Consider the following 19,157-nt stretch of genomic DNA (forward strand, 5'->3'; position numbering starts at 1 on the left):
GTACTGGGCGGATTCAATCGGTCGTCGCAACACTCTAATGGCTTCGCTGAAACCGGCTGAACTGAAACGCCTGCGTCGAATGCCACGGCGTATGGTGGATATCGCTACGCGTTTCGATCAGCTCGAAGTCGGGGCCGAGTTCCGCCGCGAGGCTGACGCTGTCATGGCGTTGCACCGGCAGGCCGCTGCATTGCTCCGGGCCGTCGGGCGCGAACGTCGCGATGATGACGTAGCCGCCGGGCGCAAGTGCCGACCGCAGGCGCTCGACATAGGCGGCCCTGTCGCGGGATTCGGTCAGGAAGTGAAACGCCGCGCGATCGTGCCATAGATCGTAGGTCTTTGCTGAGCGCCATGTCGTGACATCGGCAACGATCCACTCAACCACTGAAGCGGCTGCGCCGAGTCGCTTCTGCGCGACGTCAAGCGCGTTTGCGGAGAGATCCAGCACGCCGACGTCGCGATGTCCGTCCTGCAACAGAGCATCGACTAGTCGCGATGCGCCGCCGCCAATGTCGATGATGGCGGCCTCGCGGTCCAGATTGGCTGCTCTGATCATCGCCAGCGAGGTCGCCGGGCTGTTCTGAAACCAGCTGACCTCGGCTTCGCCCTTGGTGGCGTAGACGTTGTCCCAATGCGCGCGTCGATCGGACATGTTGCGTCCTACGGTTCGCGGAGAGCCGGCTCAATGGAAAGACCTACTCGTCCTTCTTCGACATCCGCTCGAGGCGTTCCTGCATTTCCTTCATCTGCTGGCGCAGATCGTCGATGTTGCTGTCCTTCGGCGCCTCGGCATTTGCATCGGGCTCTGGCTCCGGGGTGGCCGCCGGACGGGGCGCGGCGAAGGGCTTGAACATCGAGAAGGTCTGCTGGAATAGCTCCATGTTGCGGCGGACCTGCTCCTCGAGCGGCGCAAACGGTGTGCCGGACAGCGTGTTGGCGATCTGCTTGCGGAACTTCTCCTGCTCCTGGGTCAGTGTCGCGATCGACTGTTCGAGATATTTCGGCACCACCATCTGCATGCTGTCGCCGTAGAAGCGGATGAGCTGGCGCAGAAAGGTGGTCGGGAGCAGGTTCTGGCCGGCCTTGTTCTCCTGCTCGAAGATGATCTGGGCGAGCACGGAGCGGGTGATGTCGTCGCCGGTCTTGGCGTCGTAGACCAGGAAATCTTCGCCGTCCTTGACCATGGCGGCGAGGTCCTCGAGCGTCACGTAAGTGCTCGTTCCGGTATTATAGAGCCGGCGGTTCGCGTATTTCTTGATCGTGGTGGGTTGGTCTGATTTCGCCATGGGCTCTCACTTGCAAGCGCGGAGAACGGGAACCTAGCGGGCTATGCCGCAGGGCGGGAAGAGTACGCAACGCAACAAAATAAGCATTTTCAAAGGGGTCACGCTACCGTTTTGTGCGGCACGGTTAATCGGACAGCAAAATCGTGCTTGCGAAAGCGCCAAGAACGCTATTTTGAATGCGCTGCGGCATGAATTCGGTCGCCGGCCGATTGACATGCCGCAATGACGTTAACAGGATGCCGATCGAGACTGGCGAGCCGTTTTCCCCAGCCCCGCCTGCCCCCATTCAACCTCAGGAGATGCCCATGTCAGACGATGTCGTCATCGTCAGCGCCGCCCGCACCCCGGTCGGAAGCTTCAACGGAGCGTTCGCGACCCTTCCCGCCCATGATCTCGGCGCCATCGCCATCAAGGCTGCACTGGAGCGCGCCGGCATCGAGCCCGGTCGGGTTTCGGAAGTCATCATGGGTCAGATCCTGACCGCAGCTCAGGGCCAGAACCCAGCCCGTCAAGCCTCGATCGCCGCCGGCATTCCCGTGGAGAGCCCGGCCTGGGGCGTCAACCAGCTCTGCGGCTCCGGCCTGCGCACGGTCGCCCTCGGCTACCAGGCGCTGCTCAACGGCGATTCCGAGATCGTGGTCGCTGGCGGACAGGAGTCCATGAGCATGGCCCCGCACGCCCAGCACCTGCGCGGCGGCGTCAAGATGGGCGGTCTCGAATTGGTCGACACCATGATCAAGGACGGCCTGTGGGATGCCTTCAACGGCTATCACATGGGCAACACCGCCGAAAACGTCGCGCGGCAATGGCAGATCACGCGCGCCCAACAGGACGAGTTCGCGGTCGCCTCGCAGCAGAAGGCCGAGGCCGCGCAGAAGGCCGGCAAGTTCAACGACGAGATCGTTCCCGTCACCATCAAGACCCGCAAGGGCGACGTCGTCGTCAGCGCCGACGAATATCCGCGCCATGGCGCGACGCTAGACGCGATGGCCAAGCTCAAGCCGGCTTTCGAGAAGGACGGCACGGTCACTGCGGGCTCTGCTTCGGGCATCAATGACGGCGCTGCCGCCGTGGTGCTCATGAGCGCAAAGCAGGCTGCCAAGGAAGGCAAGAAGCCGCTTGCCCGCATCGTGTCCTGGGCGCAGGCCGGCGTCGATCCGAAGATCATGGGCTCGGGCCCGATCCCGGCCTCGCGCGCCGCGCTGAAGAAGGCCGGCTGGAGTGTCGGCGATCTCGACCTGATCGAAGCCAACGAAGCCTTCGCGGCACAGGCCTGCGCCGTCAACAAGGACCTCGGCTGGGATACCTCGAAGGTCAACGTCAATGGCGGCGCGATCGCCATCGGTCATCCAGTCGGCGCGTCCGGCGCCCGCGTGCTGGTCACGCTGCTGCATGAAATGCAGAAGCGCGATTCGAAGAAGGGCCTTGCCACGCTGTGCATCGGCGGCGGCATGGGCATCGCGATGTGTCTGGCACGCGACTGAGAAGGACCTGACACGTACTTAACTTGCGCGTGCGCTGCACACGTCAATGAGTGCGTTGCACGCGATTAAAAAGGCGGCGGTTGCAAATCAAATATTCTTCGCAATTGCGCAGGCCTCGACTAAAGAGAAACGCCCGGCTCGATGCCGGGCGTTTTGTTCTTGATGTCCGTCAAACGTCCCGCATAATCCGCAGTTAAAAAACGATCGCGTCAGAAACGTCCGAAGAGTCCAAGGGAAGGAATACGACATGGCACGTGTTGCATTGGTCACGGGTGGTACGCGGGGCATCGGTGCTGCCATCAGCAAGGCGCTGAAGGCGGCGGGCTACAAGGTTGCGGCGAGCTATGCCGGCAACGATGCTGCGGCGGAGAAGTTCAAGGCCGAGACCGGCATCGCGGTCTACAAATGGGACGTCAGCAGTTTCGACGCCTGCGCCGAGGGCGTGAAGAAGGTCGAGGCCGATCTCGGCCCGATCGAGGTGCTGGTCAACAATGCGGGCATCACCCGCGACACTGCGTTCCACAAGATGACGCTCGAGCAGTGGAACGCTGTCATCAACACCAATCTCGGCTCGCTGTTCAACATGACGCGCCAGGTGATCGAGGGCATGCGTGCGCGCAAGTTCGGCCGCATCATCTCGATCTCGTCGATCAACGGCCAGAAGGGGCAGTTCGGGCAAGTCAACTATTCAGCGGCCAAAGCCGGCGACATCGGTTTCACCAAGGCGCTCGCGCTCGAGAACGCCAAGGGCGGCATCACCGTCAATGCGATCTGCCCCGGCTACATCAATACCGAAATGGTGCAGGCGGTGCCGAAGGACGTTTTGGAAAAGAGCGTGATTCCGCAGATCCCCGTCAACCGGCTCGGCGAGCCCGAGGAGATCGCGCGGGCGGTCGTGTTCCTGGCGGCGGACGAGGCCGGCTTCATCACCGGATCGACCATGACCATCAATGGCGGCCAGTATCAGGCCTGATATGGCCGCAGGCTATTGGGCCAAAAGCCTGTAGCTTCAGGCGCGACGAGGCGATAGTGAAGACGCAAATGCCCGGCTCCGCGCCGGGCATAAACGTCCTCAGAGCCCTTTGATCGATGACTCCCCGCACCGCGACGCTGATCGGATTGACCGCAATCCTGATGTGGTCGCTACTGTCAGTGATGACGGTGGCGACTGGAAAGATCCCGGCGTTCCAGCTCGCCGCAATGACCTTCGCGATCGGCGGCCTCGTCGGCCTGCTCACCTGGATCGGTCGCGGCGAGGCGGCAAGCAGCGTGCGCCAGCCGCTCGTCGTCTGGGTCGTCGGCGTCGGTGGCCTGTTCGGCTATCACGCCCTCTATTTCCTTGCCCTGCGCTTCGCCCCGCCGGCAGAAGCCGGCCTCTTGAATTATCTCTGGCCGCTGCTGATCGTGTTGTTCTCGTCCTTCCTGCCGGGCGAGCGGCTCGCCCTGCATCACATCGCCGGCGCCGTGCTCGGACTTGTCGGCACCGTGCTGCTGTTGGCCGGCAACACCTCGGGCTTCGCGTCGGGCGCGGTGCCGGGACTGGTCGCGGCCTTCATCGCCGCCTTCGTCTGGACGAGCTATTCGGTGCTGTCGCGCCGGCTCAAGGCGGTTCCGACCGACGCGGTCGCGGGCTTCTGCCTCGCCACCGCCGCGCTTGCCGCGCTGATGCATGCTCTGCTCGAAACCACGGTCTGGCCGGAGACCGCGCTGCAATGGCTCTCCGTGGCCGCGCTCGGCATCGGTCCCGTCGGTGCTGCCTTCTACGCCTGGGACATCGGCATGAAGCGCGGCGACATCCGCGTGCTCGGCGCCGCCTCCTATGCGACGCCGCTATTGTCGACCGGCTTCCTCATCGCTGCCGGCTTTGCGAAAGCCAGCACCAACATCGCCGTCGCCGCCATCCTGATCGCCGGTGGCGGCCTGATCGCGGCGAAGGACATGGTGCTGCGGAAGCGGTGAACGAGGCCTACGGCTCCCAGCCCGGCGGCGCGAGCTCGAAATTCGCGAACTCGAATGCGGGCGCGACGGTGCAGCCGACCAGCGTCCATTCGCCGGTCGTTTCCGCCATCTGCCAGGCATTCGCCGGCACGATCGCCTGCGGCCGCTCGCCGCTCACGAGATCCGTGCCGAGCTGCACCTCGTGCTGCGAGCAGCCGTCGTGCGCGATGCGCAGCATCAAGGGGCTGCCGGCGTAATAGTGCCAAACTTCGACCGCATCGATGCGATGCCAGTATGAGCGCTCGCCGCGCGCGAGCAGGAAATAGATCAAGGTCGAACGCGAGCGCCCGTTGCTATCCGTGGTCTGGTCGCGAAACGTCTCGCGGTAGTGCCCGCCTTGGGGATGGGGGCGAAGTTCGAGGCGGGCGATGATCTCGGCTGCAGTCGGCATCGATCCCCGTCAGGACTTGTGCTTTAGGATTTGTTCTTGCGCTCGCGTAGCTCGCCGAACACCTCGGCGGCATCCGCACCCTTCATGTGCAGCCTGGCTGCGACCGATGGCTCATCGGCGCGCAGGAACACGTTGGCCCGCTTCTCGTCGCCGAGCAGGGCGGGAATGGTCGGCTTGTTCTCGGCCCGCAGCCTCGCAACTTCCGCTGCGCGCGCCTGGAGCGCCGCGTTGTCCGGCTCGATGGTGAGCGCGAACTTGACGTTGGACGCCGTGTATTCGTGGCCGCAATAGAGCTTGAAGTCATCGGGCAGGGCCCGCAGCTTCAACAGCGAGTCCCACATCATCGGATAGGTGCCCTCGAACACGCGGCCGCAGCCGATCGAAAACAGCGTATCGGCGGCGAACACGGTCTTCTCATTGTCGAATACGTAGGAGATGTGGTCGAGCGTGTGGCCGGGCGTCTCCACGACGCGCGCCAGCAGGTTGCCGATCTTGACCACGTCGGCATTGGCGACACGCAAATCGACGTCGGCAATTCTCGTCGTCTTGTCGTGCGGCGCGACGACGCGGCAACTGAATTTCCGCTTGAGTTCGGCGACCCCGCCGACATGATCGCCATGATGATGGGTGATCAGGATGTCGGTGAGTTGCCAGCCCTCGCGCTCCAGCGCCTTGAGGATGGGACCTGCCTCCGGCGCGTCAATCGAGGCGGTCGCCTTGGTTTCCACATCGTGGATCAGATAACCGAAATTGTCGCTTAAACAGGTGAAAGTACGAATTTCGGCGGCCATGACATCTCCATCGCGCTCAGCCCCGCCAGACAAATATGGCGTTAACGTTGCGCAGGCAATGCAATATTCCGCGCGCGGCGGCGGCCTTGCGCATGTTACATTGCCGCCATGACCATCGACGTCGTCGACCTCCGCGAGTTCTATTCCCGCCGCCTCGGGATCGTGGCGCGACAAATGATCAACCGCGGCATCAGGCAACGCTGGCCGGGCGCGGCGGGTCAGCGCGTACTCGGCATCGGCTATCCCACGCCCTATCTCGGACTGTTCCGCGAGGACGCGGAGCGCTGCCTCGCGTTCATGCCGGCGGCCCAGGGGGTCCTGAAATGGCCGACGGGGCGGCCGGCGCTGGCCTCGCTGGTCGATGAATTCTCGCTGCCGCTTCCTGACGCCGCGGTCGACCGCATTCTCCTGGTCCACGCGCTGGAGATGTCGGACGACCCGGCTGCGCTGCTGCGCGAAGTCTGGCGCGTGCTGGCGCCGTCTGGTCGCGTCATTGCGGTGATCCCGAATCGGCGTGGGGTGTGGACGCGCACCGACAGCACGCCGTTCGGCCATGGCCGGCCCTATTCGCGCTCACAGATCACCGAGTTGCTGCGCCAGACCTGGTTCACGCCGACCGCCTGGGGCGAGGCGCTGTTCATGCCGCCTTATGCCGGCGGCTGGGTCTTGAAATCGGCGCAGATGTGGGAGCGCGCCGGCGCGGCGCTGTCACTGCCCTTTGCCGGCGTGCACATCGTCGAAGCCACCAAGCAGGTCTACCGCGCGCTTCCCGCCAAGCGCGAGCGGACACGGCTGATTCCCTCGTTGGCGAAGCCCGTCTTGGTGCCGTCCTCGACGACGGTAACCCGGAGCTGAAAACAAATCGTCCCGGCGGAGCCGGGACGACTCAGTTTACGAAACCAACCAGCTCATTCGCCGGGCGCGAGATCGTCGTTGGATGCCGCCGGCGCGGCTTCGCGCTCGGGACGGGGGCCATGCGGCCGGCGCCGCCGCCGCGGATAACGCTCGCTGCCGCCACCGCCCTCGAAACCGCCCTGGCCGCCATTCGCGCCGACATTCACTTGCGGCTGCGCGCCGGTGATGAAGGAGGGCAGGCGATCGACGTTGCCGGCATCGGCAATGACGGGCTGCGGCTGGTTCGGCGGTTGCGGCGGCTGGTATTGCGGTTGCGGACGATGGTCGCGTTCGCGGTGCTCGCGCGGCTGCTGCTGGTCGCGGTGATATGGCTGCTGGTTCTCGCGCTGCTGATCACGCTGGCCGTCGCGGTCGCGCATGAAAGGCTGCTGCGGCGGCTGCGGGACGAAGCCCGGCTCCTGGCCGAAGGCCGAGAAATTCTCGCCATCGTCCTCGCCATCGTCGTTGCTGGCGGTCGGCTCGTCACCGCGCGGCTGCTGCTGGTTCTGGCGGAACTGCTCCTGGGCGGCGGCGATCAGGCGGAAATAATGCTCGGCATGCTGGTAGTAGTTCTCGGCTGCAACGGGGTCGCCGGAGGAGCGCGCATCGCGCGCGAGCTGAAGATACTTTTCAGCGATGTGCGAAGCCGTGCCGCGGATCTTGATGTCGGGCCCGTTGGACTCGTAGACCCGGGTCATCGGGTTCTGGCCGCGGCGGTTGTTGTTGTTATTGTTGTTGCGGTTGCGCATCCGCTGCTTGTTCTGACCGTTTCTCATGTCCTGCCTTTAATTCCAGCCCTAAAGGTTGCACGCGTTACTGATTGCTAGGAGTGACCTGGTGACAGCGGTTCACGACTCTCACACGAACCGCGCGCAAGAGGGGCCTGAACCCTGCCGATGTTCGTCGACCGTCGCGTTCAACAAAGACGCGTTCCCCACCCGCCAGCATTCATTGCCAGCGAACCCATTCATATCGCCTGCCGAAACAAGCCCAGCTTTCTTGCGTAAGTCTTCAAGCGCAAATTCAGGCTTTCGTTCACGTTGCGGTCGGAGAGCAGCGCAGCTCCACTGGCCATCGCGCTCAACAGGACCTGCGGCTTGGAACCTATATCAGTAAAAGCTCTCGCCCGAGAGCCCGGCTTTCGCCCGTAGGTCTACGGGGCCGGCACCGATGTGTTGACCGGAACGTAGTCGTTCCCACGGGATATTCCAAGAGGTTTTTACAGGCCATTCCGGCTTTTATGGGGGCATTTTTCGGGCCGAAACGGCCCGCGGAATACCCGCCAGATCGGCCTTGGGGGGCCTGTCCACCACTAACGCCGCAGCCAGCATCAAGGTTTCAATATTTCCGGCCTGGCCCTGTCCGGCCTCCACGATCAGCGCGCCGCCGGGGGCAAGACGTTCGCTCGCCTGCGGGATCAGGGCGCGATAGGCGTCGTATCCGTCATTGCCGCCGTCGAGCGCCAGATGTGGATCGTGCTCGCGCACCTCGATGCTCAATTTAGGGATTTCGGCGGATGGAATATAGGGTGGATTCGACACGATGAGATCGAAGGGACCCGAGAGCGCGGCGGCATAGGAGCAGGCGATGAAGGCGGCGCGGTCGGCAAGGCCGAGCGTTGTGGCATTGTCCCTGGCGGTTGTGAGCGCGGTCAGGCTGAGATCGGTGGCGACGCCGAAAGCGTCAGGGATCTCATGCAGCAGCGCCAGCAGGATCGCGCCGGATCCGGTGCCGATGTCGGCGATGCGAGGTGGATAAGCTGCCTTCTGCTCGCGAAGGATTTCGAGTGCAAGCTCGACCACGGTCTCGGTATCGGTACGCGGGACCAGGGTTGCTTCGGACAGGCGAAATGGCAGTCCCCAGAATTCGCGGGTCCCGAGGATGCGCGCCACCGGCTCGCCGGCGATGCGACGCTGTGCGTGCTGCGCGAGCCGCGACGCCTCGGCATCCGTGAGCGAGCGGGTGGCCTGCGCGATCAGGCCGGTGAGGTCGAGGCCGAGCACCGCACCGAGCAGGATGCGGGCATCGAGATCGGCTTCGTCGCGCTGCGCCGATCTCAATTGTGTGGCCAGCGTGCGCCGTGCACTCTCGATCGATTGTCCGGTGAAGGGATTGCTCACGCGTCAGGCCGCCGCGCCTTGCGCGGCGAGCTGTGCGGCCTGGTGCTCAGTGGTCAGAGCGTCAATCAGCTCGCCGAGTGCTTCCCCCGCGATCACCTGTGGCAGCTTGTAGAGCGTCAGATTGATGCGATGGTCGGTCACGCGCCCCTGCGGGAAGTTATAGGTGCGGATGCGCTCGCTGCGGTCGCCGGAGCCGACCTTCTCCTTGCGCTCGGCCGACCGCGCGGCGTCGACGCGCTGGCGCTCGGCGTCGTAGATGCGCGAGCGCAGGATGTTCATGGCGGAGGCGCGGTTCTTGTGCTGCGAGCGGCTGTCCTGCATCATCACCACGATGCCGGTCGGGATGTGGGTGATGCGGATCGCCGATTCGGTCTTGTTGACGTGCTGGCCGCCGGCGCCCTGCGCACGCATGGTCTCGATGCGCAGATCGTCGTTCTTGATGTCGACGTCGACGTCCTCGACCTCCGGCAGCACCGCGACCGTCGCCGCCGAGGTGTGAATACGTCCTTGCGTCTCGGTATCGGGCACGCGCTGCACCCGGTGCACGCCGGATTCGAATTTCAGCTTGGAGAACGCGCCGCGGCCCTGCACCTCCGCGATGATCTCCTTGTAGCCGCCAACGGTGCCTTCGCTGGCCGAGATCACCTCGACCTTCCAGCCCTGCAGGCTGGCGAAGCGCTCGTACATCCGGAACAGATCGCCGGCGAACAGCGAAGCCTCGTCGCCGCCGGTGCCGGCGCGGATTTCCAGCACGACGTTGCGGTCGTCCATGGCGTCTTTGGGCAGTAGCGCGACGCGGATCTTCTGGACCAGGTCCTCGATCCTGGCCATCAGCTCGTCGCGTTCGGCTTCCGCCATGCTGCGCATCTCGGCATCTGTCGCGGGATCGGCGATCAGGGCCTCGGTGTCGGCGAGCTCCTTGACCGCGGAACGATAGGTCTTCACCGCCTCGATCAGCGGCGTGATCTCGGCGAGCTCGCGGGTGATCTGCACATAACGGTCGGAGGCGAGCTGGCCGAGCGATTCGGCCTCGAGCGAGGCGTGATGTGCGAGCAGGACGTCGAGTTTGGCTTCGGGGAGTGACGACATCGGGTTCAGTCTCAAATGGGCGGGCGGAGGCGAGGTGAGCGGAAGCGGCGCCAGGCCCGCTACAACGCCAGGCCTTCGGCCTCGGCAAATTCCGTCAGCTTCTGCCGGATCGAGACGCTGCCCGCGGGCGCGTCCAGCAACGGGCCGAGCATGGCTTCGGCCTTCCTGGCGTCGAGGTCGAGCACCATGGCCTTGACTGGGCCGAGGGCGGTCGCCGAGAGCGAGAGCGAGCGATAGCCCAGTGCGATCAGCGCCAGCGCGCCGACCGGCTTCGAGGCCATTTCGCCGCAGAGCGAAAGCGACTTCTTGGCCGCATGGGACTTGCGTGCGATGTCGCGCAGCGCGCGCAAGATCGGCGCCGACATGGTGTCGAAGCGCTCGGACACTTTTGGGTTGCCGCGATCGACGGCGAACAGAAACTGGAACAGATCGTTCGAGCCGACCGAGATGAAGTCGACCTTCCTTAGGAGCTCGTCGAGCTGGTAGAGCAGGGCGGGCACCTCGACCATGGTGCCGATGTCGATCCGCTCCGGCAGCGTGTGGCCGTGCTGGCGCAAATATGTGAGTTCGCGCTCGACTAGCGCCTTGGCCGCATCGAATTCGGCGACTTCCGAGATCATCGGGAACATGATGCGCAGTGCGCGGCCGCCGCCGGCGCGCAGGAGCGCGCGGATTTGGCCGCGCAACAGGCCGGGACGATCGAGCCCGAGCCGGATCGCGCGCCAGCCGAGCGCGGGATTCTCCTCGACCACCGCTTCCATGTAGGGCAGCGCCTTGTCGCCGCCGATGTCGAGGGTGCGGAAGGTGACGGGCTTGCTGCCGGCCGCATCCAGCACGGTGCGATAGAGCGCGAGCTGGTCACTGGTGCGCGGCAGGCTCTGGCCGACCATGAATTGCAATTCGGTGCGGAACAGGCCGATGCCGGCGCTGCCGGTGTCCTCGATATGGGGCAGGTCGATGGCGAGACCTGCGTTGATCATGAGCTCGACCTTCTCGCCATCCTTGGTCACGCAAGGCCGGTCGCGCAGTGCGAGGTACTGCGCCTGGCGGCGGGCGCGGAAGCGCACGCGCTCGGCGAAGGCGGCCTCGATTTCCTGCGAGGGGCGCACGTAGATCGAGCCCGACGTGCCGTCGACGATGATGGCGTCGCCGGGATCGGCGATACCCGGCGCGTTCGGGACTTCGCCGACCGCAGGAATTCCGAGCGCGCGCGCCACGATCGAGACGTGGGAATTGGCGGTGCCTTCCTCCAGCACGATGCCGCGCAGGCGCTTGCGGTCGTAGTCGAGCAGCGCCGCCGGGCCCATCGCACGCGCGATGACGATGGCGTTGTCGGGCAATTGCTCGCGTGAGGGCGCGTGGTCCTGGCCGACCAGCTGCCGCATCAGGCGGTAGCCGAGATCTTCCAGGTCGTGCAGGCGGTCGCGCAGATATGGATCGGTCGAGCGCAGCATGCGCGCGCGGGTGTCGGACTGGACGCGCTCGACGGCGGCCTCCGCGGTGAGGCCGGTGGCGACCGCCTCATGCAGCTTGTGCGACCAGCCCTGGTCGTTGGCGAACATGCGATAGGCTTCCAGCACCTCGCGGTGCTCGCCGCCCTCCGCGACGTCGCCGCGCTCAAGCATGCGGTCGAGATCGGCGCGCAGCTTGGCGAGCGCGGTGTCGAGCCGCTTGATTTCCTTCGGCAGGTCCTCGGCGATGTAGTCCTTGATGACCACGCGCGGCTCGTGCAGCACGACATGGCCGAGCGCGATGCCTTCCGACAGGATGGCGCCGACCTTCTGCGCGGAATGGCGCGCGGCAGGCTCCTGGCCCGGCTGGGCCAGCGCGGATAGTTCGCCGGAGGCAATCAGCTCCGCCAGCACCATGGCGGTGGTCTGGAGCGCCTCGAGCTCCTCCTCGACATAGTTGCGCTTGGCACGGTTCTGCACCACCAGCACGCCGAGCGTGTTGCCGGCCCGCAGGATCGGGACGCCGAGGAAGGAGTGGTAGATTTCTTCGCCGGTCTCGGGGCGGAACGAGAAGGCCGGGTGGCTCTGCGCATCGCTTAGATTGAGCGGCGTCGCCTCGCTGGCGACGAGTCCGACCAGGCCCTCATGGGCGCTGAGCACCGTGTGATGCACCGCCTCGCGGTTGAGACCTTCGGTGGCGTAGAGCTCGAGCGTGTTGTCGACGCGCAGCACATAGACCGAGCAGACCTCGGCCACCATATTGGCGGCGATCAGCACCACGATCTTGTCCAGCCGCTCCTGGGCCGAAACCTGCTCCGCCATGGTTTCGCGGAGCCGTCTCAATAAGACGCGGGGACCTCCCGACGCGCTCCGCATGAACCGTCAATCTCCTCCGTCTGCCGAGCCCGAAAGGGCCGTCGGCGGCTGGCCCAGAAATCCAGAAAAGCAACAAAGCCTGCTCGTCCGGCGCCGGCCCAAGCTCAATCTAGTGAGCCTTGACGCTTTTGCCGAATCGACACCGCTTCAACTGGGGCACAGTTTTCGGCAGCCAACCCTGTTCGCCGTATAGCGAATTGGGGCTTGTTTTGCCAAGCAAAACGCCTGCCAAACGCGAATGTGTGGACGCCTTCGCGTTTGCTGCGACCGCTAAGAGAAAATTCGTCTAAGTCTGATCGAGGCCGTAGAGCGTGTGCAGGGTGCGCACCGCAAGCTCGGTATAGGCCGCATCGATCAAAACCGAGAATTTGATCTCGGAGGTTGTAATGGCCCGGATATTGATATTCCGTCTGGCGAGGGCCGAGAACGCCTGGGCGGCAACGCCGGCATGGCTGCGCATTCCGCTGCCGATCACCGAGATCTTGGCGACGTCGGTGGCAGTATCGAGCCGGGCATAGCCGATCTTGGCCTTGGCGGCGGTAATTGTGTCCTTGGCGCGGGTGTAGTCGGCGGCCGGCACCGTGAAGGTGAGGTCGGTGGTCTTGCCGTCTTCAGAAACGTTCTGAACGATCATGTCGACGTTGATGTTGGCGTCCGCCAGCGGGCCGAAGATCGAGGCCGCGACGCCCGGCTTGTCCTCGATCTGGCGCACCGAGATCTGGGCCTCGTCCTTGGAGAAGGCGATACCGGTGACGACGTGGCTTTCCATGATCTCCTCCTCGCTGCAGATCAGCGTGCCGGGCGGCTGGTTGGCATGCGGGTCGATGTCCTCGGGCTTATCGAAACTTGAGCGGACGAAAATCGGCATGTTGTGAACCATGCCGAGTTCCACCGAGCGGACCTGGAGCACTTTGGCGCCCTGGGAGGCCAGTTCCAGCATGTCTTCGAATGCGATCTTGTCGAGCCTCTTGGCCTTCGGCACGATTCGTGGATCGGTCGTGTAGACGCCGTCGACATCGGTGTAGATATCGCAACGGTCCGCCTTGACGGCGGCGGCGACCGCCACGGCCGAGGTGTCGGAGCCGCCACGGCCGAGCGTGGTGATGCGACCAGTCTCGGGGTTGATGCCCTGGAAGCCGGCGATCACCGCGACCTCCTTGCGCTCCCTAAAGCGCTTGATGATCTCGCTGCCGTCGATGTCCTCGATTCGAGCCGAGGCATGGGCGTCGCTCGTCTTGATCGGTATCTGCCAGCCCTGCCAGGAGCGGGCCTGGATGCCCATGCCCTGCAGCACGATGGCAAGCAGGCCGGACGTCACCTGTTCGCCAGAGGCCACGACGGCGTCGTACTCGCGCGCATCGTGCATGGGCGAGGCCTCGGTGCACCAGGCCACCAGCTCGTTGGTCTTGCCAGACATCGCCGAGACGACAACGGCCACTTCATGGCCGGCGTCGACCTCGCGCTTCACATGGCGCGCGACGTTGCGGATACGTTCGATGTTGGCGACGGATGTGCCGCCGAATTTCATCACGAGGCGGCTCATGACGACGCGTGCATTCCCTCATAAGGATCAGTATGGTGACCGCACCGGACGGGTGCCTCGCGGATACCGACCGCGCGTATACAGAGCGGCGGGGCCGGGGGCAAGCGGGTTCCTGCGGGGGGCAGGTGCGGGGCTAGTGGGTTAACACAGATCATGGCGCGTTATATCGACGAGATCCTGCAACCGGGCGAGCGGGTGCTGTATTCGACCAATGCGCATTGGATCTTCTATTTTCCGGCCATCGTGGCCTGGATCGTGGCGCTGGCGCTGCTGATCCTGTCGCGGCAGGTCACGGTTGACTGGCTCGTCTTGCTTTGCCTGGGAGCCGCGGGTCTCGTCGGCCTGGCGGCCTTGTATTGGACCATCAAGGGTTGGTTCCATCGCTTCACCACCGAGACCGACGTCACCAATCTCCGGGTCGTGCACAAGACCGGGTTCATCAAGCGCCGTACCTTCGAGATGGCGCTGGACAAGGTCGAGAGCGTCGACGTCGACCAGACGATTCTTGGACGGATTCTCAACTATGGCGACGTGACGATTCGCGGCGTCGGCGAGGGAATCGAGACGATCAAGACCATCGCCTCGCCGCTCGCCTTCCGTAGTTCGATCACCACGCGGTAGGACCGCGCGTAACCATGAGCATGCAGCAAAATACTTCCGCAGCCACCCTGCCGGGTTCGACCGTCGACGCCGCCGAGATCGCGAAATTCTCAAAACTCTCGGCGGAGTGGTGGGATCCCAAGGGCAAGATGGCGCCGCTGCACCGGATCAATCCGCTGCGGCTCGGCTACATCCGCGATGCCGCTTGCCGCAAGTTCGAGCGCAATGTGCGCAGTCTCAATTGCCTCGGCGGCCTGCGCGTGCTCGACATCGGCTGCGGCGCTGGCCTGCTCTGCGAGCCGCTGTCGCGCCTGGGGGCGCAGGTCATCGGCATCGACCCTTCGGCGAGCAACATCGCCGCCGCGAAGCTGCATGCCGACAAAAGCCATCTCGCGATCGACTACCGCTGCACCACCGTGGAGGAGATTGATCCGCGCGAGCGCTTCGACATCGTGCTGGCGATGGAGGTGGTCGAGCACGTCACCGACGTCGGCGTTTTCCTGAAGCGCTGCGCATCGATGCTGAAGCCGAACGGCCTGATGGTGGTCTCGACGCTGAACCGGAACTGGAAGAGCTTTGCGCTCGCGATCGTCGGCGCCGAATACGTCCTGCGCTGGCTGCCGCGCGGTACCCACGAGTGGAGCAAGTTCGTCACCCCCGACGAGCTCGCAAAATACCTGCTCGACAACCGCCTCGTCATCACCGAGCAGACCGGCGTGGTCTACAGCCCCTTTGCCGACAAATGGACCCTCTCCTCCGACTTGGACGTGAACTACATGGTCGTGGCGGAAGGGATGGTGTAAGGCCGCGCTGCATCCCACTCATTTGGTGTCGTCCTGGCGTAGGCCGCCAAGGACCCATTATCCCAGGGAGAAGTTGTGGCGCGAGGTGGCAACTACGAGTCTTCGGAAAGCCACTCCCTGGGTCATGGGTCCTGGATCTGTGCTACGCTTGTCCAGGATGACCTGAGGGTGTGGCGAGAGCATCGCTCCTATGACGCAGGCATGATTGACCTGTTGTCGCGTCGCCGGCAGTTTGCACGAGCCGTCATATAGCCCGCCAACCCATCCCATGTTCACGATCGCCAGCCTCTGGATTCCCTTTACCGTCGTTGCCGCGCTCGGGCAGGTCGCGCGCAATGCGATGCAGCGGTCGCTGACGAAGCCGCTGGGGACCTGGGGCGCGACCAACATCCGCTTCCTGTTCGGCTTCCCGTTCTCGCTGCTGTTTCTCGCGGCGGTGCTGGTCCTCTCTGGCGATCATCTCAGCATGCCGCCGATCGCGTTCTGGCCGTGGCTCTTGCTCGGCGCACTCAGCCAGATCGTCGCCACCGGGCTGATGCTGCTCGCCATGAATGACCGCTCCTTCGTGGTGACGACGGCCTACCTCAAGACCGAAGCGATCCAGACCGCGATCTTCGGCTTCGTCTTCCTCGGCGATCACCTGACCTCGCTGAAGGTGCTCGCGATCGTGATCGCGACCGCCGGGGTCGTCATCACCGCGCTCCGGCCAGGCGGCGAGAAGAGCTTTGCCGAATTGAAGCCGACCATCACCGGCCTCGTCGCCGCGGCGGCCTTCGCACTCTCCGCAGTCGGCTTTCGCGGCGCGATCATCACGGTGCCGAACGTGTCGTTCGTGACGGCGTCGTCCTTCACGCTAGTGCTCGGCCTGTTCGTGCAGACGCTGGTGCTGACGATCTATCTGCTCTGGCGCGCGCCGAAGGTATTGCGGGGCATCCTGGGACTATGGCGGCCATCGATGCTTGCAGGCTTCACGGGTGCCTTCGCATCGCAATTCTGGTTCCTGGCGTTCGCGCTGACCGCGGCCGCCAATGTCCGCACGCTCGCTTTGATCGAGGTGCTGTTCGCGCAAGGCGTGGCGTATTACTCGTTCAAGCAGCCGATCGCGCCGCGCGAGCTTGCAGGCATCGCGTTGATCGTGATCGGGGTCGCTGTTCTGGTAGGGACTTAATTCCGATCTTCCGGCAGCACCGGTAACGGCGACACCTCGATGCCTTCGTCGATCAGTGACTTGGCTTCGTCGGGCGAGGCCTCGCCATAGATCGGACGATGCTCCTTGTCGCCGTAGTGCATGGCGCGGGCTTCGTTGGCAAAGCGCTCGCCGACATTGTCGGCGTTCTTGACGATGTGGTCGCGCAATTCCTTCAGCTTGGCGCGCAGCTCGCGCTCCTGCGCCATCAGCAGCGAGGTCGGTCCTGACGGCGCAGCCTCGGGTGCAGGCGTAGTGGACGCCGTGGGCTCCGGCGGCGGCGTAGCGCGCCCGCGGCCCTTCTTGCCGACGATGCGCGGGGCCATGATCGCCTTGTCGACCCTGGCCGAGCCGCAGATCGGACAAGTCACGAGCTTGCGCTTCACCTGGGAATCATAGGCCGACGAGCTTTGAAACCAGCTTTCGAAGGCATGGTTCCGGTCGCAGTGCAGTGCGTAGCGGATCATGCCGATCCCCGCACGAGATGCAGATGGTCCGGCCCGGCCTTGGCATCGGAGACGCCGAAGCGGCGGCCGTGCTGGAGCGAGGGGATCGCCCGGCGCGCCGTCTCGACCTTGGCCGGGTCGATCTTGGCCATGATGACGCCGGGCTCGACGCCACCCTCGGCGAGGATCTCGCCCCAGGGGTCGATGATAAGGGAGTGGCCGTAGGTCTCGCGCTTGTTCTCGTGTAGGCCGGCTTGCGCCGCGGCGAAGATGAAGCAGCCGGTCTCGATCGCGCGCGAACGCAGCAGCACGTGCCAATGCGCTTCCCCGGTCTTGCGGGTGAAGGCCGAGGGCACAGTGATGAAGGATGCGCCGCTCTCGGCCAGCGCGCGGTAGAGCGCAGGGAAACGGACATCGTAGCAGATCGTCAGACCGACGCGGCCCCAGGGGAGGTCGGAAATTACCGCCGTCTCGCCCGGCTGGTAATTGGCGGATTCGCGATAGCTCTCGCCGTCCGGCAGCTCGATGTCGAACATGTGGATCTTGTCGTAGCTCGCGAGCACGTTGCCCTCGGGCCCGATCAGAAAGGAGCGGTTGACCGCTTTCTCCGGCGAGAAACGCAGCGCCAGCGAGCCGACATGGATGTGGATCCCGAGTTCCGCTGCGAGCGCCCGATACGCCTTCAGAGAGGCGTCGTCCTCTTCGCTCTGAAGATGCTCGAACAATGCCTTACGGTTCAGCTGCATCATGTTGCTGACTTCGGGCGTCTGCACGTAGTCGGCGCCGTTTGCCGCAGCCTCCCGGATCAGCTTGGTAGCCTGCGCGAGGCTCGGTTCGGGCAAGAGGCCGGTGCGCATCTGCACCATGGCGGCGGTGAAGGTCCGATCCTCGCTCATGAGACGGCCTTGACGCTGTCGAGCATGCGGTCGAGCTTGCCTTCACGATCGAGCGCGTAGAGCTCGTCGCAACCGCCGACATGGGTTCCACCGATCCATATCTGCGGGAACGTCGAGCCTTCGCCGGCGCGGTCGTACATGTCCTGGCGCCAGGACGGGTTCTTGGCGACATCGAATTCCGTGAAGATCGCCTTTTTGCGGGTCAACAGCGACCTTGCCGCGGAACAATAGCCGCAGCCTGGCCGGGTGTAGATCTCGACAGCAGCAGTCATGGCGTCCAGCGCTTTCATGTCATGAATTCATTGAATTATATGGGACGGGGGCCGCTTTCGACAACCCGGGCAAAGACCAGCACGTCGACCTGGGCGGCCTTGGCGCGCAGCAGGGCCCGCGCGCAGGCATCCAGCGAGGCACCCGATGTCAGGACATCGTCGACCAGGACGATGCGACGGCCCTGAATCTCGGCTTGGGGTCGGGGGATACCTGGAACGCGCCCTGCACATTGGTGGCGCGCTGGGCCCGCGACAGGCCGATCTGCTGCTCGGTGGCGCGCACCCGCCGCAACACTTCGCCCCGGACCTCGACCCCGCTCCGACGCGCGATGATGCGCGCCAGCGCGCCGGACTGGTTGTAGCGGCGCCGCCAGGCCCGCCGCCAATGCAGGGGGACGGGAATCAGCATGTCGGCGCCAGAGAGCAGCTCTGCGCCGGCGCGCGTCATCCAGCGGCCCATGGCGGGCGCCAAATCAGTGCGGTCCTGGTATTTCAGCGCATGGACCAGCGTGCGCGCAACATCGTCATAGCGCACCGCCGCGCGTGCCCGCATGTAAGCCGGTGGGTTCGCGATCGCCTCCATCGACAGCATGTCGGGACCGGGGTCATACACAAAGGGAATACCGAGCCGCGGGCAATAGGGCCGTTCAATGAACGACAGTCGCGCCCAGCAGGAAGCGCAAACGCCCTCGCCGTCGACCGGCTCGTGGCAGGACACGCACTGCGTCGGCAGTGCGATGTCGAGGGCGAGCCGTGCCGCGCGCGACAGCACCTGACAGCCAGTCGTCCACGCGGCACGCAGTGGTGCGGCGATGGATCGGGAGGGAGCGGTTTTGGCTTCCATTAGGGAAGGCTAGCGTTCCACGATCATCTGCTCAAGCCACCCTCTCGTGCCGCGGACGCAGCGCTCTTGCAGTGCGCTGCCGAGCCGGGGCCCAGAAGAGCCGCATGCGCAGCAGCGTGGGTCCCGGCTCTGCGGAGCGCCAATTCGTGCCGCACCGCGTTCGGGACACGAGACCGATTGCAATAGC

19 protein-coding genes and 1 pseudogene are annotated in these 19,157 nt (G+C 64.7%); 7 read left to right on the plus strand and 13 right to left on the minus strand.

Annotation, left to right across the window (positions count from 1 at the left end):
- Nucleotides 1–34: 34 nt before the first annotated feature.
- Entirely contained in the window at nucleotides 35–652 is a 618-nt protein-coding gene (locus IVA92_RS15595) for a class I SAM-dependent methyltransferase (protein WP_247276258.1), read from the minus strand.
- 43 nt (nucleotides 653–695) lie between these two features.
- Complete coding sequence (gene phaR, locus IVA92_RS15600; protein WP_247276259.1) at nucleotides 696–1,286, minus strand: polyhydroxyalkanoate synthesis repressor PhaR; 591 nt, start codon at nucleotides 1,284–1,286, stop codon at nucleotides 696–698.
- A gap of 305 nt (nucleotides 1,287–1,591) precedes the next feature.
- Between phaR and IVA92_RS15605 the strand changes: the two genes are divergently transcribed.
- From IVA92_RS15605 to IVA92_RS15615, 3 genes are all read left to right on the plus strand, one after another.
- A complete protein-coding gene (locus tag IVA92_RS15605; protein ID WP_247276260.1) occupies nucleotides 1,592–2,770 on the plus strand; it encodes an acetyl-CoA C-acetyltransferase in 1,179 nt (392 codons plus the stop codon).
- 247 nt (nucleotides 2,771–3,017) lie between these two features.
- A complete protein-coding gene (gene phbB, locus IVA92_RS15610; protein WP_247276261.1) occupies nucleotides 3,018–3,743 on the plus strand; it encodes an acetoacetyl-CoA reductase in 726 nt (241 codons plus the stop codon).
- 116 nt (nucleotides 3,744–3,859) lie between these two features.
- Nucleotides 3,860–4,729 (plus strand): EamA family transporter, encoded by an 870-nt coding sequence (locus tag IVA92_RS15615; RefSeq protein ID WP_247276262.1) that lies wholly within the window; start codon nucleotides 3,860–3,862, stop codon nucleotides 4,727–4,729.
- A gap of 7 nt (nucleotides 4,730–4,736) precedes the next feature.
- Here IVA92_RS15615 and IVA92_RS15620 read toward each other — a convergent pair whose 3' ends face one another.
- Both IVA92_RS15620 and gloB read right to left on the minus strand, forming a co-directional pair.
- Nucleotides 4,737–5,159 carry a cupin domain-containing protein gene (locus IVA92_RS15620; RefSeq protein WP_247276263.1) on the minus strand — a complete coding sequence of 141 codons (423 nt, stop codon included), beginning with the start codon at nucleotides 5,157–5,159 and terminating at the stop codon, nucleotides 4,737–4,739.
- Nucleotides 5,160–5,182: 23 nt separating this feature from the next.
- Nucleotides 5,183–5,950 (minus strand): hydroxyacylglutathione hydrolase, encoded by a 768-nt coding sequence (gloB, locus tag IVA92_RS15625; protein ID WP_247276264.1) that lies wholly within the window; start codon nucleotides 5,948–5,950, stop codon nucleotides 5,183–5,185.
- Between the two features lie 108 nt (nucleotides 5,951–6,058).
- On the opposite strand from gloB, the gene IVA92_RS15630 reads away from it, so the two are divergent.
- The gene (locus tag IVA92_RS15630) at nucleotides 6,059–6,805 is read left to right on the plus strand and encodes a methyltransferase domain-containing protein (RefSeq protein WP_247276265.1); all 747 of its coding nucleotides are present in this window, start codon (nucleotides 6,059–6,061) and stop codon (nucleotides 6,803–6,805) included.
- Between the two features lie 53 nt (nucleotides 6,806–6,858).
- On the opposite strand, the gene IVA92_RS15635 is transcribed toward IVA92_RS15630, so the two are convergent.
- From IVA92_RS15635 to IVA92_RS15655, 5 genes are all read right to left on the minus strand, one after another.
- Nucleotides 6,859–7,620 carry a DUF4167 domain-containing protein gene (locus IVA92_RS15635; protein ID WP_247276266.1) on the minus strand — a complete coding sequence of 254 codons (762 nt, stop codon included), beginning with the start codon at nucleotides 7,618–7,620 and terminating at the stop codon, nucleotides 6,859–6,861.
- 462 nt (nucleotides 7,621–8,082) lie between these two features.
- Nucleotides 8,083–8,964, minus strand: a complete 882-nt coding sequence (prmC, locus tag IVA92_RS15640) for a peptide chain release factor N(5)-glutamine methyltransferase (RefSeq protein WP_247276267.1) — start codon at nucleotides 8,962–8,964, stop codon at nucleotides 8,083–8,085.
- Between the two features lie 3 nt (nucleotides 8,965–8,967).
- Nucleotides 8,968–10,053 (minus strand): peptide chain release factor 1, encoded by a 1,086-nt coding sequence (gene prfA / locus IVA92_RS15645; RefSeq protein WP_247276268.1) that lies wholly within the window; start codon nucleotides 10,051–10,053, stop codon nucleotides 8,968–8,970.
- A 59-nt stretch (nucleotides 10,054–10,112) separates the two neighbouring features.
- Nucleotides 10,113–12,380, minus strand: coding sequence for a phosphoenolpyruvate--protein phosphotransferase (gene ptsP / locus IVA92_RS15650; protein WP_247276269.1), 2,268 nt, complete (start codon nucleotides 12,378–12,380; stop codon nucleotides 10,113–10,115).
- Between the two features lie 286 nt (nucleotides 12,381–12,666).
- On the minus strand, nucleotides 12,667–13,923 hold the full coding sequence (locus tag IVA92_RS15655) for an aspartate kinase (protein ID WP_247276270.1): 1,257 nt from the start codon (nucleotides 13,921–13,923) through the stop codon (nucleotides 12,667–12,669).
- Between the two features lie 153 nt (nucleotides 13,924–14,076).
- Between IVA92_RS15655 and IVA92_RS15660 the strand changes: the two genes are divergently transcribed.
- The 3 genes from IVA92_RS15660 (at nucleotide 14,077) to IVA92_RS15670 (ending at nucleotide 16,494) form a co-directional block, all read left to right on the plus strand.
- Entirely contained in the window at nucleotides 14,077–14,544 is a 468-nt protein-coding gene (locus IVA92_RS15660; RefSeq protein WP_247276271.1) for a PH domain-containing protein, read from the plus strand.
- Nucleotides 14,545–14,558: 14 nt separating this feature from the next.
- Nucleotides 14,559–15,326 carry a bifunctional 2-polyprenyl-6-hydroxyphenol methylase/3-demethylubiquinol 3-O-methyltransferase UbiG gene (gene ubiG, locus IVA92_RS15665; RefSeq protein WP_247276272.1) on the plus strand — a complete coding sequence of 256 codons (768 nt, stop codon included), beginning with the start codon at nucleotides 14,559–14,561 and terminating at the stop codon, nucleotides 15,324–15,326.
- A 268-nt stretch (nucleotides 15,327–15,594) separates the two neighbouring features.
- The gene (locus IVA92_RS15670) at nucleotides 15,595–16,494 is read left to right on the plus strand and encodes an EamA family transporter (protein ID WP_247276273.1); all 900 of its coding nucleotides are present in this window, start codon (nucleotides 15,595–15,597) and stop codon (nucleotides 16,492–16,494) included.
- Here IVA92_RS15670 and IVA92_RS15675 read toward each other — a convergent pair.
- From IVA92_RS15675 to IVA92_RS15690, 4 genes and pseudogenes are all read right to left on the minus strand, one after another.
- The gene (locus IVA92_RS15675; protein WP_247276274.1) at nucleotides 16,491–16,979 is read right to left on the minus strand and encodes a DUF1178 family protein; all 489 of its coding nucleotides are present in this window, start codon (nucleotides 16,977–16,979) and stop codon (nucleotides 16,491–16,493) included. The genes IVA92_RS15670 and IVA92_RS15675 overlap by 4 nt on opposite strands.
- Nucleotides 16,976–17,854 carry a carbon-nitrogen hydrolase family protein gene (locus IVA92_RS15680; RefSeq protein ID WP_247276275.1) on the minus strand — a complete coding sequence of 293 codons (879 nt, stop codon included), beginning with the start codon at nucleotides 17,852–17,854 and terminating at the stop codon, nucleotides 16,976–16,978. The genes IVA92_RS15675 and IVA92_RS15680 overlap by 4 nt, the downstream gene beginning before the upstream one ends.
- A complete protein-coding gene (grxC, locus tag IVA92_RS15685; protein ID WP_247276437.1) occupies nucleotides 17,851–18,126 on the minus strand; it encodes a glutaredoxin 3 in 276 nt (91 codons plus the stop codon). Before grxC ends, IVA92_RS15680 begins: the two co-directional genes overlap by 4 nt.
- 35 nt (nucleotides 18,127–18,161) lie before the next feature.
- Nucleotides 18,162–18,970: pseudogene (locus IVA92_RS15690) on the minus strand (ComF family protein).
- Nucleotides 18,971–19,157: the final 187 nt, after the last annotated feature.

Origin of the sequence: Bradyrhizobium sp. 154 (assembly GCF_023073875.1) — a bacterium.
Lineage (GTDB): Bacteria > Pseudomonadota > Alphaproteobacteria > Rhizobiales > Xanthobacteraceae > Bradyrhizobium.